Origin of the sequence: Parerythrobacter jejuensis, from assembly GCF_039536765.1 — a bacterium.
Lineage (GTDB): Bacteria > Pseudomonadota > Alphaproteobacteria > Sphingomonadales > Sphingomonadaceae > Parerythrobacter > Parerythrobacter jejuensis.
Genome location: NZ_BAAAZF010000001.1, coordinates 1,448,616 through 1,462,836 on the forward strand (window position 1 = coordinate 1,448,616; position 14,221 = coordinate 1,462,836).

Genomic DNA, 14,221 nt, shown 5'->3' on the forward strand with positions numbered 1-14,221 from the left:
GGCGCGGCTTACACAATCGGCAAGCGAAAAGGTTTCTTTGAGGTTACCGGCAGCGGCGCAGCACCCTGCACCCACCAGCCGCCATCCGCAGCAAAGTCTCGACATTGCAGGCATTTGCGGCCACATCACACCTCAGAGGACACGCATTATGGGGGAATTGCGTGGTCGCTCTGGTCCGGACAGTCGCCTATCTGGGGCTCGAAGCCCGCGCCGTGGAGGTGCAGTGTTCGATTGCGCCCGGCGTGCCCAATTTCAACATCGTAGGCCTGGCCGACAAGGCGGTGGGCGAGAGCAAGGAACGCGTGCGCGCCTCGCTCTCCTCCATGGGCCTTGCTCTGCCGCCCAAGCGGATCACCATCAACCTCTCTCCGGCGGACCTGCCCAAGGAAGGTTCCCACTACGACCTGCCCGTCGCGCTGGCCCTGCTGGCCGCGATGGGCGTTACCGACGCCGAACAGCTGGCGGATTTCGTCGCGGTGGGCGAGCTGGCGCTGGACGGGCGCGTGGTTCCCTCACCCGGCGTATTGCTCGCCGCGCTCCATGCGAGCGAGCAGGAATGCGGCCTGATTGCCCCCGCCGCGCAGGGCAGCGAGGCCAAATGGGCCAGCGACGTGCCGGTGATTGCCGCGCCCGACCTGATCAGCCTGCTCAACCATCTGAAAGGCACCAGCCGCCTGCCCGATCCCGAACCCGGCGAGGTGGACGAACCCGATCACGGGCCGGACCTGAAGCAGGTGAAGGGACAGGAAACCGCCAAACGTGCGTTGGAAATCGCGGCAGCGGGAGGGCACAATTTGCTAATGAACGGCCCGCCCGGGGCAGGCAAATCGCTGCTCGCGTCCTGCCTGCCGGGGATTCTCCCGCCGCTCTCGGCCAGCGAAGCGCTGGAAGTGAGCATGGTACAGTCGGTCGCAGGCACGCTGGAAGGCGGGCGGATCAGCCGCCAGCGCCCGTTCCGCGCGCCGCATCACTCCGCGAGCATGGCAGCGTTGACCGGCGGCGGGCTCAAGGTGAAGCCAGGCGAAGTTTCGCTCGCGCATCTGGGCGTGCTGTTCCTCGACGAATTGCCCGAGTTCCAGCGCGCCGTACTCGACTCCTTGCGCCAACCAATCGAGACCGGTCAGGTCGATGTCGCCCGCGCCAACGCGCATGTGACCTTTCCCGCACGCGTTCAATTGGTCGCCGCGATGAACCCGTGCCGCTGCGGGCATCTGGGCGATCCCGCGCTGGCGTGCAGCCGCGCCCCGAAATGCGCGGCGGATTACCAGGCCAAGATCAGCGGGCCGATGCTGGACCGGATCGACCTGCATGTGGAGGTCGACCCTGTGCGCGCGGTGGACCTTGCCCTGCCCCCGCCTGCCGAAGGCTCAGCCGATGTCGCCGCAAGAGTATCTACCGCCCGCGCGCGCCAGACCGCGCGGTTCGAGGAAACCGGCGCGCGCACCAATGCCGAACTGGATGGCGAGGCGCTGGAGACCTTCGCCACCCCCGACGAGGCGGGGCGCAAGCTCCTGATGCAAGCCGCCGAAGCGATGCGCCTGAGTGCCCGCGCCTATACGCGGATCTTGCGGGTTGCCCGTACGGTTGCGGATTTGGTCGGCGTGGAGCAGGTCGGGCGCATCCATGTGGCCGAGGCACTGAGCTATCGGCGGCAAGCGCCGAGGGCTTAGTGGCTGCGTCCACTACTTCGAAAGGAGGAACGTCATATCAGTACCCACTTTCGTGTATCCTACGAGGTAAATTCCAGACAATTTGTACGATTGAGACCCCTGAATGTCCTCAACTAGTCGCAAGCTTTCAGGCGGCGCAAGGATTGAGATATACTTGTCACATGGCATTTCACTCAGCGGAATAGCTAGCTCGACGGCACGAGGGTTGCCTCGCTCACCAACGCCATTGGCATCCCATATTTCATCACCCCACGACTCGCAGATTTGCTGGAACTCCGAAGCGGAAGATGCGAAATATTCGATCGAGAACGTCGATTCCTGGCCAATATTCTCGAATAGGAAATCGACAAACTTCTGATTTTGCTCTGCACATTCGCCAGAATTATCGTTGCAGACCGCCCCGACAAATGTCGTTTGACTTGCGCGAAAGTCACCGTACGCGGACCGAAAGAACTCAATCGAAGATCCTACGCCTCCAATCAACGAAGTAATGAGAAGAAATAGCGCAATTGGCCACCACTTCTTAAATCGCTCAACCTTCATTGAATTTCATTCTGCTCAAAAGCAGCGCCCTACTCCGCCGCCACAGCCGCTTCGTTTCCATCCTCATCCACCCATGCCGTGCGGGCATTCGGCAGTGCGCCTTCCTGCCAGTCTTGCTTGCCGGCGGGCAGATCCTTGCGGGCGATCATGTTGAGGCCGTGGTGATCGAGGATGCGGCCATCATGGGCAAGGATCGCGATCGGGCCAACCGGCAGGCGATCACGTTCGTCCACCAGCACCGGATCGGTGGTGACGAAATCTTCGCCGTATTTCTGGCCCCACTGGCGTAGCGCCAGCATGGCCGGCAGCAGGTCGAAGCCCTTCTGCGTCAACCGGTATTCGATCCGGCGACGGTCATCGGGATGCGGTTCGCGATCAAGGATGTTGTGCTCGACCAGCCGGCTCAGCCGGTTGGAGAGAATGTTGCGGGCGATGCCGAGCTCGTTGAGGAACTCCTCGAAGTGATGCAGCCCGTTGAAGCTGGCGCGCAGGATCATAAAGCTCCACCGCTCGCCCATCACTTCCAATGCCTCCGGCAGGCCGCATTCCTGCAGCTCGCGGAGGGGTTCTCTTACTTCGCCGCCCATACTTTTATCCTCTCTCGGGAACCTTCTAGCGCTTTTCCCGTATGGCTCAAATCGGAAGTTCAGTTTTTAGTTGCAACTGAAAACCTAATCAACTAGGTAGTGATTCGCAACTGATTATCGCAACCCCGAGTGAAACGTCAGTTCACCCCCGAATTGAACCTCTAGAAGGAACCCTCTCCAATGACTTCTTTTGCCAACACCCTCCGCACTGCCTCCATCGGCGGCATGGCCCTCGTCTACACCGCGCTGACTTTCGGTGCGACGCTCGCCCCCACCCCGGCTTACGCTGCCAGCGGCGTCTATTACCGCGCCGAACTGGCCCAGCCGGTTGAAACCAAGACCGAAGTCGTTCGCGGCACCGCATGGTCGTGCAAGGGCAATATCTGTGTTGCCCGCAAGTCCAACTCGCGCCCGGTCATCGTATGCCAGCGCGCAGCCCGTGAATTCGGCGACATCACCAGCTTCACCGTCAAGGGCGAAGCTATCGCCGAAGACAAGCTGGCGAAGTGCCAGGGCAAGTAAGCCCAACGCGCTTTCTCTCAGTTACTCCCCCACCCCCTACTCCGTCGGGGTGGAACTTCCCCAGGGCTCCCGGTGCGAACCGGGGGCCCTTTTTTTGCGAGGTCAGATCAGGCCGCGCGCGGCAAGGACTTCTTCCAGCGCCCTCGCGCCTGCATCGGTGAAGTGAAGGACATGCCAGCCAAGCGCTGCAGCCGCTTCGATATTGGCACTATTGTCGTCAATGAACAGCATCTCTTGCGGTGCATAACCAAACCGCTTCTGCGCAATCCGGAAAATGCGCGGATCAGGCTTGGCCACCCGCTCATCACCTGACACCACGATGTCGCGCATATGTTGCAAGACCGGCTCCGTCGGCAGGAACTGCTGCCAGAACTCGCTGCCAAAATTGGTGATCGCGAACAAGGGCACGTCGCGCGCAGCCAGGCGTTCGATCAACTCCGCTGTTCCCTCCACGCGGCCAGGCACGGTTTCCACGAAGCGCGTCGCATAGGCATCGATATGGTCGGCATAGCGGGGAAACAGGCTCTTGCGCTCTGGCACCATGTCGGCGAGCAGACGGCCCGCATCATGCTGGAAATGCCACTGTTCGGTCACGACGTGGGCCAGAAACCAATCAAGCTCTGCCGGATCGGTGATCAGCTTGGCGAACAGATGGCGCAGTTGCCATTGGACGATCACCCGCCCGACATCAAAGACAACGGCTTTCACCTCGGTGCTCGTCTTGCCGGTCTCTTCACTCACAATTCAGCCCCTCCAGAAACGGCTCCGGCCCGCCCTCCGGAAAGGAGAGCGGGCCGAGACGTAGCTGCGGGATCGACGCGGTCAATCCCGTTCGATGATCGGATCAGCCCTGACGCGCCTTGAAACGGCGGTTGGTCTTGTTGATCACATAAGTACGGCCACGGCGGCGAATGACGCGGCAATCGCGGTGGCGGTTTTTCAGCGACTTGAGGCTGTTACGGACTTTCATGCGGATGTTCCTGCAAATAAATAGGCACCGGAGATCGTTCCCCGATGCCGGAAATTCAAGGCGCGCGGTTACGGGGAGAATCAGCCTGCGTCAAGTAAGACATCGCCCTTTCGGGCCCGATTGTTCAGTCTTCACCACGCAATTGCGTCAGCTTGCGCTCCCACTGCAACGCATGGCCGATGATCGTGTCCAGATCGGCATGCTGCGGCTCCCACGGCAGGGTTTCGCGAATGCGCGACGGATCGGAAATCAGCGAGGCGGGATCCCCCGCGCGGCGCGGCGACATTACCCGCTTGATCGTCTGGTTGGTGACCCGGTCGACGGCGTCCAGAACTTCGAGAACGGAAAAGCCGCGACCATACCCGCAATTCATCGTTAGCGAGCGTTCCGGCTCGGCAATCAGCGCGTCCAGAGCATGGACATGGGCCGCAGCCAGATCGCTGACATGGATGTAATCACGCACGCCCGTGCCATCAGGCGTATCGAAATCGGTGCCGAACACCGCCACGCTGTCCCGCTTGCCCAATGCCGCCTCGACCGCGACCTTGATCAGGTGGGTGGCGCCGGCGGTCGACTGGCCCGTCCGGCCGTCCGGATCAGCCCCGGCAACATTGAAATAGCGCAGCGCGCAATAATTGACCGGATACGCCGCAGCGGCGTCGGCCAGCATCTGCTCGGTCATCAATTTCGACCAGCCATAGGGATTGATCGGTTGCCTGGGTGTATCTTCGGTCACCGGAGATACCTCAGGGATACCATAGGTGGCGGCGGTCGAACTGAAGATGAAATGAGGGATGCCGGCGTCGACCGCGGATGCCATCAGGGCCCGGCTCTTCACAGTATTGTTGTGATAGTAGTCGAGCGGTTTCTCGACCGATTCCGGCACCACGATCGATCCGGCGAAATGCATTACCGCGCCAATCCTTTCCTCCGCGAAGATCCCGGCCAACAGGTCGGCATCTTCTATGTCGCCCTTGTAGAACGGCACATCTTCGGGAACGGCAAAGCGGAAGCCCGTGGTCAGATTGTCGATCACAGCAACCTTACGTCCGGCATCACGCAGCGCGAGCACGGCATGGCTACCGATATAGCCGGCACCGCCGGTGACGAGGACGGGAACATCTTTGGGGTCGGTCATGACCCGGAGCCTTAGCATTGATGCGGTTCACAATGGTTAACGAAGGCGATGTTTTCCAGCGCTGCAGCGGCGATTGTGGCGGGAAAGGCCGGGGCCTGATACTCACCGCACAAAGAAGGAGTCGCCCATGCCCGCACGCCCCCTGTTCCTGACCGCCCTTGCTGCCACGCTCACGCTAACTGGTTGCGCCACGCCTAACGGCCCGGTCCAGGTCACACGCTTTGTCGAGCCAACCGCGCAGGAACGGCTTGGCACCGGCACCATCTTTGTCGAAACCGCGCCCGGTAGCGATACCGATGCGCAGGATTTGGTGCCCTACAAAGCTGCGGTGGCGCGGGAACTGGCCAGGCTCGGCTATCGCGAAGCGGCGCGTGCCGAAGCCGGCCAGGTGGCGCAAGTCAGCATCGAGCGCGGAGTCTCCCGTGGACGCGGTGGCCGCAACCCGGTCAGCGTGGGCGTCGGTGGCTCAACCGGTAGCTACGGCTCTGGCGTCGGACTGGGGGTCGGCATCATTCTGGGCGGCGGCCAGCGCGAGAAACTCTCGACCACCCTGCGGGTCATGATCCGCGATCGCGAAACCAGCCAGAGCCTGTGGGAAGGCCGCGCGCTGTTCGATGTTGCAACCAAATCGATCCTCGCAGATAGCGCGCAAAACGCGACCGTGATGGCCGATGCGCTATTCCGGTCGTTCCCCGGCAACAATGGCGAGACCGTCGCGGTCTCCGTGCAGTCCAATCCAAGCGAGTGAATGAATGAGCGACATTGCAATCGATACCGGCTTTGACAGCGGCAATATCGAGGTTCTGGAAACACACGGCGCAACGGCGCGACTGGCGCTGCGCAAGGACCATTTGTCCGACTTCGCGCAATGGTTCCATTTCCGCATCACCGGTGCCGAAGGGCGAGAGCTGGAGCTCAGGATTTCGGGGCTGGGCGAGAGTGCCTATCCGCAGGGCTGGCCCGGCTACAATGCATGCGTTTCGGAAGATCGCGCCTATTGGGGCCGCGCTGCTTCTACCTACGACAAGGACGAGGCCGGCGGCACACTGACAATCCGTTACGCGCCGACCACCGATATTGCCTGGTTTGCCTATTTTGCGCCCTATTCGATGGAGCGCCATCACGATTTGGTTTCGGAAGCCGCCAGCAGCGAAGGGGTAACTTACCGCAAGCTGGGCGAGACGCTCGATGGCCAGCCGCTCGATTGTCTGGAAATGGGCGAAGGAGAGAAAGAAGTCTGGCTCTATGCCCGTCAGCATCCAGGCGAAAGCATGGCCGAATGGTGGATGGAAGGCGCACTCGAAGTCCTTACCGACGCATCCGACGCACTGGCACGCGCCCTGCGCCAGAAATGCAGCTTCCACATCGTGCCAAATTGCAATCCTGACGGATCACGTCGCGGGCATTTGCGCACCAATGCCGTGGGGACCAATCTTAACCGCGAATGGGAAAGCCCCAGCGCGGACAAATCGCCGGAGGTCCTCGCCATTCGCGACGCCATGGATGCGTCCGGCGTTCATTTCGCCATGGATGTGCACGGGGACGAAGCCATCCCGGCCGTGTTCCTCGCCGGTTATGAAGGCATTCCCAGCTGGACCGATGATTTCGGCGAGCAATTCTACCGCTACCAGCGCATTCTGGAGCGCCGCACGCCCGATTTCCAGACCGCCAAGGGCTACCCCAAAACGCCAGCTGGTCGCGCCAATCTGGCCATCAGCACCAACCAGGTCGCCGAACGCTATGGTGCGACTGCAATGACTCTGGAAATGCCATTCAAGGACAATGACGACTGGCCCGACCCGGACCAGGGCTGGTCACCCGAACGTAGCAAATTGCTCGCCCGCGATTGCCTGGCTGCTTTGTTGGAGTGGCTTGATTGATTGCCATTCCGAGGCCTGACCGACCGTGGCTCTCATTGCCGCTGGCCATATTGCTCGCGATTGTCGGAACGGGCACGATTGTATCGCTGCTGCCCTCGACCGCCTGGTACATCCGCATCTTCGACTTCCTGCTCGAATTGCTGCTCTACACGTCGTTTCTGGCTGCAATGGCTGCCTTGCTCGCCGGAAAGTGGCGCAACGCCCTGGTCGGCGGATTTGCTTTCCTTGCCGTGATCCATCTGGTGCGAATTTGGCCTTATGTCGTTGTCGCGCCGAATGAAATCGAACTGGGACGACCTGAGGGATCCGAGTGTTTTTCCCTTCTGACGCTCAATGTGCTCCAGTCGAACCGCGACTACGCGCGAACGCTCGATCTTATCCGTGCGCGCGATCCGGACCTGATCCTGCTTACCGAAACCGACCGCAAATGGCTCGATGCCTTGATGCCGGTCTTGCAGAATTATCCGCAGCGAATGGCAGAGCCTCTGGACAACACGTATGGTATGATCTTCGCCACAAGACTGCCCGTGCAAAGCGCAGCGATGCCTATGGACCGGGTCGCCGATGCCCCCACGCTCTACGCCACAGTGACGATACCCGATGCAGGTGATTTTGAGCTTATTGGCTTGCACCCTCGGCCGCCCAAGCCCGGGCAGGACGTGGAACGGCGCGACAAAATGATTGCCGAGGCTGGGATGGCGACCCCGGATGGGCTGGAAGAGGCCTTGACCCTGGGTGACTTCAACGATGTCCCTTGGTCGCAGACCACGCAGGCCTTTCGCGCTCATGGGGGCTATGGCGACCCGCGCGCCGGGCGCGGCACCTTCCCGACATTCCCGTCGTCAGCGGGCAAGCTGGGCTGGCCGCTCGACCACATTTTCGTGAAGGGTAATCTGCATATCCGCAGTTTCGCCGTGCTTGATGATGTGGGTTCGGACCACCGCCCGTTGGCAGCAGATGTCTGCATGATCCCGGAATCGAGTGATTAACGCGTGTGACCGCAGCTAGCTGAAGCTTGTAGCAGTAGGGGCGACGAATTGCGGGTTGGTCGCGAATTGATTATCTTCGTAGAATGATCGATATTTTCTTTGGCTACGTAACTGGGTTGATAGAGAATTTTCAGCGGCTCGGCCCGCTCGATCAAGTAATTGCCATTTGTACAGTCTTTGGTGTGTCCCTGGCCAGCTTCGGGTTCGGTCGGAGGGGAAGCAGGAGGAAGCTGGCGGATGCTGAGCTTCGGATTGCGGAGTTGAACGCCGAGGTTGACCGGCTTCATCGCGATGCCAGCATGGCTGAGAAGAAGCACAAGGAAGAATTGCAGATGGTCAGCCCAGAAGCGTGGCTTCTTGAGGGAAAGGCTGCCCACGAAAAAGGCGAACTCCAGGCGGCAGCCGACATTTGGGAGGCTGGCGTCGAGCGCTCGTCGGCACCTATCGGAGAGGCACTCAAGCTTCTTGCCGAGCACTCGATAAGCATTGGGATCCGAGAGCATTGCCGTGCAGATGTGGAGGATGCCAAGAGGCTTTCCATCGCCGCCAAGGCTTTGAGCCCGGCTGACAAAAGCGCGACCGCGCTATTGGATGACATAGCTGGGCTGCTCCAAGATTGGACCAATGAAGATCCCACCTCAAAGCTCATGCTTTCGAGCAATTCAGGTAAAGCAAGTCCCGATCAACAAGTTGAAGGGTTAATCCAAGCTGCAAGGAAATTGGCGAGCAAGGGCGAATTTCCAGCGGTCTCTTCTATCATGATCAGAGCAGATCTCTTGTGTCAATTGCATGGATTGGAGAGCACCGAACCTCACCTCACCACCTTGTTTTATCTCGCTCAGTCCTACCTCTTCTCCAAGAAAAACGCGCTGGCAAAGATCGTCATTGATCGAGCACATCAGAAGCGCGCTACTGTGTCGGGCAGATTGGCCAAGGACACTCTGGCAACCAATCATCTTCGATTGCAGATTCTGTTGGCTAATGGCTTGATTGCAACGGCAAAGAAATCGACTGGCCCAATCCAACGCGATTTTGCTGCTGTCTATGGACCGAATCACGAAGAGACACTCTTGACCAAGTTCTTGATCGCGCAGATCGACTACGCAGCAGGTGTTGAACGAGACTACGAAGAGCTCTGCAATGAGTGGATCAAGCAGCTCGCCAGTAGAGGTTCTACCGGCAAATACATTGTCGCAGATTTCCTCAATTCATTTATTTTTGATCGGGGTGAGCAGCAACAAGCAATGGCCAACCAGAGTGCCATGATGGATGAGATACGCGAACGATATGGGGCAGACAGCCACCTGTATCAGATGCGAGAATCGGGATTTCTCGGAATGCAGACGAAAGCCGCTAGTTCTTGAGACTTGCCGGTCCGAAGGCATGCGGCAGGAGTGTGCTGAGCCGGACGCGGCGGACTTCATTGTTGCCGACACACAGGACCTCCGGATCTGTGTCGCCCAATTGTGCCAGCTCGTTCAGCACTTGCCGGCACCGGCCACAGGGCGTGATCGGGTCGCCTCCGCCTTTATCATCCGGCCCGATCACCGCGACGGCTTCGAGCCCGCCCCGCATCCCTTGCGCCATTGCCTTCGCGACCGCCACAGTCTCGGCGCACAGGGCCAGGCCGTAGCTTGCATTTTCGATATTGGTGCCGGTGACTACCGAGCCGTCGCGAAAGCGAAGCGCAGCGCCGACGGCGTAGTCGGAATAGGGCGAATAGGAGTGGTGCGCGGCATTGCGAGCAGCTGCGATCAGGTCTTCATCCGTCATGGTCGTACCACCACCCATTCCAGCGGCTCCTCGCTCGCTTCAGTTACCAAGCCTTCATTGGCGCTCCATAGCAACCAGGGCCGCACCGCATAGGTCGGCTCGAAACGCGTCCGGTTGACCCATAGCTGTCGTTCCAGCTTGCTCGAGATAGCGTAGGCGGCCTCGAAATCCGGGCCGACCTTCAGGATGACTGGCTTGGCGGTGTGCTTTTCGACCTGGTTAATGAAGGTCATCAATTCGCTCTCGACCGCCGCTTCGCTGACCCGGTCTTCGCAGGCATCTGCGGTTGCCTCCAGCGCAATAGCGGCGGGTAGCAAGCCGTCGACGCGCGGTACCATGGTCACGAAATTGGCCGACTGCCCATCTGCCTTTGCGCAGGGATCGAACCGGTGCAATGCCCCGACTTGCAGGCCAGCTTCGCGCGCGCGGGCGAAGTTGCGGGCAAAGCGGTCATCCTGCGCATCGCTACCAGAGCTGGCATTCAGATAAGCGAAACGCCCGCCGAGCGCCCCAACGGTGCGGAAATTGACGTTCCCGTCGGCTTGCGAAACCAATACGCCCTGGTCTGGATATGCGTCCTCGGACGGGCGCCAATGCTGGGCTTCCCACCACAGCCATGCCCCGCCAGCGGCCACGAGCAGAACCAGCAGGCCAAGCATGCGCATTCCCCAACCGCTGCCCTGTTTTCGTTTCCTGCGCCCCATTGCCCGTTCAGCCCTTGATATGGAGGACGCAGATCAGGGTGAAGAGCCGGCGCGCGGTTGCGAAATCGGTTTCGACCTTGCCCTCCAGACGCTCGACCAGCATTTCCGCTGCATGGTTGTGGACGCCGCGGCGGGCCATATCGATGGTCTCGATCTCGGCCGGAGTCGCCTTGCGGATCGCCTGATAATAGCTGTCACAAATCGCAAAGTACTCGCGGATTGATCGACGAAATCGGGCGAGGCCGAGAATGAGCATTTCGAGTGGTTCATCCGCGGCGTCGCGAATATCGAGCGCCAGTCGGCCATCCTGGACCGAAAGATTGAGCCGGTAGGGCCCGTTGTGCCCGGCCTCGCTCGACCGGACCGGGCGGAAACTGTTTTCCTCGATCAAATCATAGATCGCCACGCGTCGTTCCTGCTCGACATCGGCATTGCGCCACAGGATCGTGTCCTCGTCGAGCGCGATATGAGAGATGCGATGCTGGGCCATTGGTGGCGAACGCTTTCGCAGATTTGCGGCGCGGTCGGCAAGCACTTCGGCAGTCTTCCCCACTATCCACAAGCAGGCGATGCAAAGTGGCACTTGCGCCGCGCCTGATAGGCTCCCACACAGCGCGCATGTCCGATCAAGATGTTCTCGAACGCCCGATTGAAAATGCCGCTGGGACCGGCAGCGAAACCCGCGCTCTTCCTGCCAATGTGGAGGCTGAGGCGGCGTTTCTGGGCGCCGTGCTGATCGATAATCGCGTCGTCGAAGACCTGCAGACTCCGATTCGGGCAGACCATTTCTACGCCCCGATCCACCAGCGCATCTATGACCGCATCCTGACCCTGCTCGATCGCAGTGCCACGGCCAGCCCGGTCACGCTCAAACCCTATTTCGAAGGGGACGAAGCGCTCAAGGAATTGGGCGGTACGACCTACCTCGCCAAGCTGACCGCCGACGGGCAGGGTCTGCTCGCCGCGCGTGACCTGGCGCAGCAGATCTATGATCTGGCCCTGCTGCGTGAGCTTGTGACAGTGGGAAGGACATTGGTCGAAGGCGCGCTCGATACATCGGAAGAAGTCGAGCCGATGCGGCAGATCGAGGAGGCGGAAGCGTCCCTCTACAAGGTGGCCGAGGGCGCTGCGAGCGGCAACGAAGCCTCGAGCTTCAGCACCGCGACGACCAAGGCGCTGGGCATGATCCAGACGGCGCTCAATTCCGGCGGCAATATTTCGGGCAAGACCACCGGCCTTGTCAGCGTGAACGAGAAAGTCGGCGGCCTGCATGATTCCGACCTGATCATCCTCGCCGGTCGCCCGGGTATGGGGAAGACCTCTTTGGCGACCAATATCGCCTTCAATTGCGCCGAGCGGTGGCTCAATGACAAGCGCGACGGAATCGAGGACAGTGTCGGCGGAGGCGTGGCCTTTTTCAGCCTGGAAATGAGCGCTGACCAGCTCGCCACCCGTATTCTGGCAGAGCAGGCCGAAATCAGTTCCGAAGCGCTCCGCATGGGGAAAATCAGCCGCGACGATTTCCAGAAACTGGCCATGGCGAGCCAGAAACTGGCCGAGCTGCCGCTCTATATCGACGATACGCCGGCATTGACTATTGCCGGATTGCGGACCCGCGCCCGCCGCCTGAAGCGCAAGCATGATATTGGCCTGGTCGTGGTCGATTACCTGCAATTGCTGCAGGGATCGGGCCGCGCCAACGACAATCGTGTCAATGAAATTTCGGAAATCAGTCGCGGCTTGAAGACGCTGGCGAAGGAGCTGGAAGTTCCGGTGATCGCTCTGTCGCAGCTGAGCCGTGCGGTCGAGCAGCGTGATGACAAACGCCCGATGCTGTCGGACCTACGCGAATCCGGCTCGATCGAGCAGGATGCCGACATGGTCTGGTTCGTATACCGCGAAGACTATTACGTGATGGCGCGCGAGCCCAAGGTCCCGACCGAGGCCGATGATATTGTGATCCAGGAAGCGCATGCGGCGTGGCAGCAGCAAATGGAGCAAGTCTATGGCCTCGCTGAATTGATCGTAGCCAAGCAACGTCACGGTTCGACCGGCAAGGTCCGGATGCGGTTCGAAGCGCGTATTACGCGCTTCTCCGACCTCGCCGAGGGCGAGCGCGACGGTGGCTACGACTAGGGCTGCCTACTTGCCGAGGTTGAGGCGCCGCGCGACCGTGTAGTCGAGCACCGAAACAAGGAACCAGCTGACCCGCCAGCTCAGCCATTTGGCCAGGGTCATGCGTTTCGCATGCTCCTTGCGCCGGACCGGCTTGCTCGCCGCCGCAAGATGATCGACCAGCTCCCGCATCTTCCTGGCCAGCCCTGCATCCTCGACCCGCACCATAAGTTCCAGGTTGAGCCTGATCGAGCGCATATCGAAATTGCCGCTGCCGAAATACGCCACATCGTCGATCACCAACATCTTCATGTGGAGCTTGCAGGGCTGGAATTCAGCGATCTCGACTCCGGATCGCAGCAGGGCGCGGTAGAGGGCGCGCGATGCCCCAATGGTTGTGCTGTTATCCGATTTTCCAGCCATGATCAGCCGCGCCGAGCCCCGCTCTCCCAGCCGACGGATCAAACGCCGGATGCTGCGAGGTGGGGAGAAATAGGCCATCACCATGTCGAGCCGGTCGCCGCGAGCAATATCGCGCTTGATCGATCGGGCCCAAGCGCTGGTGATTTGAGTCGGACCACCAAGCAGAAGCTGCACGGCCCCGTCGCCCGGATCCCATTCCCGCACCATTTTGCGAATGGCACGGAATTGCGAGCCGCCGCTGCTGACCCATGCCTCCAATTCACAAAACCATTGCGAGAATTGTCCGGCAACCGGTCCCGTGATCAGGGCTCCCAGGTCGCACCAGCCATTGTCCTGCGGGGTAGCAAAATAGTGATTGGACACATTGAAGCCGCCCGTCATGACCCGGTCACCGTCGGCAATCACGAATTTCTGATGGTTGCGGATCAGGTAACGGACGTTCCAGCGCGGGCTGAACATGTCGAACACTCCGCCCGCTCTCACCAACGGGCCGAAGAAGCTGACTTTGGCATCGGTGCCGAACGCATCGACAATCAGATGCACGGCCACTCCGCGGCGGGCAGCACGGGTCAACGCATCGCGCACACGGGTGCCGGAATAGTCGGCCTGGAACATGTAGAAGAAGACGTGCAGCGTATCCTGTGCGCTGTCGATATGCTCCAACAGGGCGGCGAAACGGTCGGCACCGGCGGGATAGAAGGTGAAAGCATGATCCTGCGCCTCGATCGCAAACGGCTCCGGATCGCGATAGGATGCGCTGTCCCCGTATGTCAGGCTTGCATCCGTCAACTGCTGCATGGTCGCCCCTCTATCCCTGCAAAGTGAACCGTGCAAATCCTTGACTCGTTCCCGCAGCCTGCCTATTTCGCGAGCAATCCTGAAATTCAACTTTTATCCGGAGTGCCCC

At 60.4% G+C, this 14,221-nt stretch carries 15 protein-coding genes; 7 read left to right on the forward strand and 8 right to left on the reverse strand.

Going from position 1 to position 14,221, the window contains the following annotated elements:
- Positions 1-161: 161 nt before the first annotated feature.
- Entirely contained in the window at positions 162-1,670 is a 1,509-nt protein-coding gene (locus ABD653_RS07195) for a YifB family Mg chelatase-like AAA ATPase (RefSeq protein WP_160778050.1), read from the forward strand.
- A 572-nt stretch (positions 1,671-2,242) separates the two neighbouring features.
- On the opposite strand, the gene ABD653_RS07200 is transcribed toward ABD653_RS07195, so the two are convergent.
- On the reverse strand, positions 2,243-2,800 hold the full coding sequence (locus ABD653_RS07200; RefSeq protein WP_160778052.1) for a winged helix-turn-helix transcriptional regulator: 558 nt from the start codon (positions 2,798-2,800) through the stop codon (positions 2,243-2,245).
- A 180-nt stretch (positions 2,801-2,980) separates the two neighbouring features.
- Here ABD653_RS07200 and ABD653_RS07205 point away from each other — a divergent pair, with 180 nt between their 5' ends.
- A complete protein-coding gene (locus tag ABD653_RS07205; RefSeq protein ID WP_160778053.1) occupies positions 2,981-3,322 on the forward strand; it encodes a CC_3452 family protein in 342 nt (113 codons plus the stop codon).
- A gap of 102 nt (positions 3,323-3,424) precedes the next feature.
- Here the strand turns inward: ABD653_RS07205 and ABD653_RS07210 are convergent, their stop codons facing one another.
- The 3 genes from ABD653_RS07210 to galE all read right to left on the reverse strand — a co-directional run bounded on the left by ABD653_RS07210 (position 3,425) and on the right by galE (position 5,430).
- Entirely contained in the window at positions 3,425-4,063 is a 639-nt protein-coding gene (locus ABD653_RS07210) for an HAD family hydrolase (protein ID WP_325065353.1), read from the reverse strand.
- Between the two features lie 103 nt (positions 4,064-4,166).
- Positions 4,167-4,292, reverse strand: coding sequence for a type B 50S ribosomal protein L36 (gene ykgO, locus ABD653_RS07215; protein ID WP_011415100.1), 126 nt, complete (start codon positions 4,290-4,292; stop codon positions 4,167-4,169).
- Between the two features lie 124 nt (positions 4,293-4,416).
- Positions 4,417-5,430: a UDP-glucose 4-epimerase GalE gene (gene galE, locus ABD653_RS07220; protein ID WP_160778054.1), complete on the reverse strand. Its 1,014-nt coding sequence runs from the start codon at positions 5,428-5,430 to the stop codon at positions 4,417-4,419.
- A gap of 127 nt (positions 5,431-5,557) precedes the next feature.
- Between galE and ABD653_RS07225 the strand changes: the two genes are divergently transcribed.
- From ABD653_RS07225 to ABD653_RS07240, 4 genes are all read left to right on the forward strand, one after another.
- The gene (locus ABD653_RS07225; protein WP_160778055.1) at positions 5,558-6,178 is read left to right on the forward strand and encodes a DUF4136 domain-containing protein; all 621 of its coding nucleotides are present in this window, start codon (positions 5,558-5,560) and stop codon (positions 6,176-6,178) included.
- 4 nt (positions 6,179-6,182) lie between these two features.
- Positions 6,183-7,310: a M14 family metallopeptidase gene (locus tag ABD653_RS07230; protein WP_160778056.1), complete on the forward strand. Its 1,128-nt coding sequence runs from the start codon at positions 6,183-6,185 to the stop codon at positions 7,308-7,310.
- A gap of 35 nt (positions 7,311-7,345) precedes the next feature.
- Entirely contained in the window at positions 7,346-8,299 is a 954-nt protein-coding gene (locus tag ABD653_RS07235; RefSeq protein WP_344705317.1) for an endonuclease/exonuclease/phosphatase family protein, read from the forward strand.
- 83 nt (positions 8,300-8,382) lie between these two features.
- Positions 8,383-9,663, forward strand: coding sequence for a hypothetical protein (locus tag ABD653_RS07240; protein ID WP_160778058.1), 1,281 nt, complete (start codon positions 8,383-8,385; stop codon positions 9,661-9,663).
- Here ABD653_RS07240 and ABD653_RS07245 read toward each other — a convergent pair.
- From ABD653_RS07245 to ABD653_RS07255, 3 genes are read right to left on the reverse strand one after another with little or no spacing between them, the layout of a single operon-like run.
- Entirely contained in the window at positions 9,653-10,072 is a 420-nt protein-coding gene (locus tag ABD653_RS07245; RefSeq protein WP_160780281.1) for a cytidine deaminase, read from the reverse strand. The two genes, ABD653_RS07240 and ABD653_RS07245, sit on opposite strands and share 11 nt — an antisense overlap.
- On the reverse strand, positions 10,069-10,737 hold the full coding sequence (locus ABD653_RS07250; RefSeq protein ID WP_234032112.1) for a glycoside hydrolase family 25 protein: 669 nt from the start codon (positions 10,735-10,737) through the stop codon (positions 10,069-10,071). Before ABD653_RS07250 ends, ABD653_RS07245 begins: the two co-directional genes overlap by 4 nt.
- A 46-nt stretch (positions 10,738-10,783) precedes the next feature.
- Positions 10,784-11,266 carry a UPF0262 family protein gene (locus ABD653_RS07255; protein ID WP_160778060.1) on the reverse strand — a complete coding sequence of 161 codons (483 nt, stop codon included), beginning with the start codon at positions 11,264-11,266 and terminating at the stop codon, positions 10,784-10,786.
- Positions 11,267-11,394: 128 nt separating this feature from the next.
- Between ABD653_RS07255 and ABD653_RS07260 the strand changes: the two genes are divergently transcribed.
- Complete coding sequence (locus tag ABD653_RS07260; protein ID WP_160778061.1) at positions 11,395-12,912, forward strand: replicative DNA helicase; 1,518 nt, start codon at positions 11,395-11,397, stop codon at positions 12,910-12,912.
- 6 nt (positions 12,913-12,918) lie between these two features.
- On the opposite strand, the gene ABD653_RS07265 is transcribed toward ABD653_RS07260, so the two are convergent.
- Complete coding sequence (locus ABD653_RS07265) at positions 12,919-14,112, reverse strand: phospholipase D-like domain-containing protein (protein WP_160778062.1); 1,194 nt, start codon at positions 14,110-14,112, stop codon at positions 12,919-12,921.
- Positions 14,113-14,221: the final 109 nt, after the last annotated feature.

Excerpts from the sequence above, each read along its gene's own strand:
- ABD653_RS07205 (WP_160778053.1), top strand. The coding sequence starts at position 2,981 with ATGACTTCTTTTGCCAACACCCTCCGCACTGCCTCCATCGGCGGCATG.
- ABD653_RS07245 (WP_160780281.1), bottom strand. The coding sequence starts at position 10,072 with ATGACGGATGAAGACCTGATCGCAGCTGCTCGCAATGCCGCGCACCAC.
- ABD653_RS07240 (WP_160778058.1), top strand. The coding sequence starts at position 8,383 with ATGATCGATATTTTCTTTGGCTACGTAACTGGGTTGATAGAGAATTTT.
- ABD653_RS07250 (WP_234032112.1), bottom strand. The coding sequence starts at position 10,737 with ATGCGCATGCTTGGCCTGCTGGTTCTGCTCGTGGCCGCTGGCGGGGCA.
- ABD653_RS07255 (WP_160778060.1), bottom strand. The coding sequence starts at position 11,266 with ATGGCCCAGCATCGCATCTCTCATATCGCGCTCGACGAGGACACGATC.
- ABD653_RS07230 (WP_160778056.1), top strand. The coding sequence starts at position 6,183 with ATGAGCGACATTGCAATCGATACCGGCTTTGACAGCGGCAATATCGAG.
- ABD653_RS07260 (WP_160778061.1), top strand. The coding sequence starts at position 11,395 with ATGTCCGATCAAGATGTTCTCGAACGCCCGATTGAAAATGCCGCTGGG.
- ABD653_RS07265 (WP_160778062.1), bottom strand. The coding sequence starts at position 14,112 with ATGCAGCAGTTGACGGATGCAAGCCTGACATACGGGGACAGCGCATCC.
- ABD653_RS07200 (WP_160778052.1), bottom strand. The coding sequence starts at position 2,800 with ATGGGCGGCGAAGTAAGAGAACCCCTCCGCGAGCTGCAGGAATGCGGC.
- galE (WP_160778054.1), bottom strand. The coding sequence starts at position 5,430 with ATGACCGACCCCAAAGATGTTCCCGTCCTCGTCACCGGCGGTGCCGGC.
- ABD653_RS07225 (WP_160778055.1), top strand. The coding sequence starts at position 5,558 with ATGCCCGCACGCCCCCTGTTCCTGACCGCCCTTGCTGCCACGCTCACG.
- ykgO (WP_011415100.1), bottom strand. The coding sequence starts at position 4,292 with ATGAAAGTCCGTAACAGCCTCAAGTCGCTGAAAAACCGCCACCGCGAT.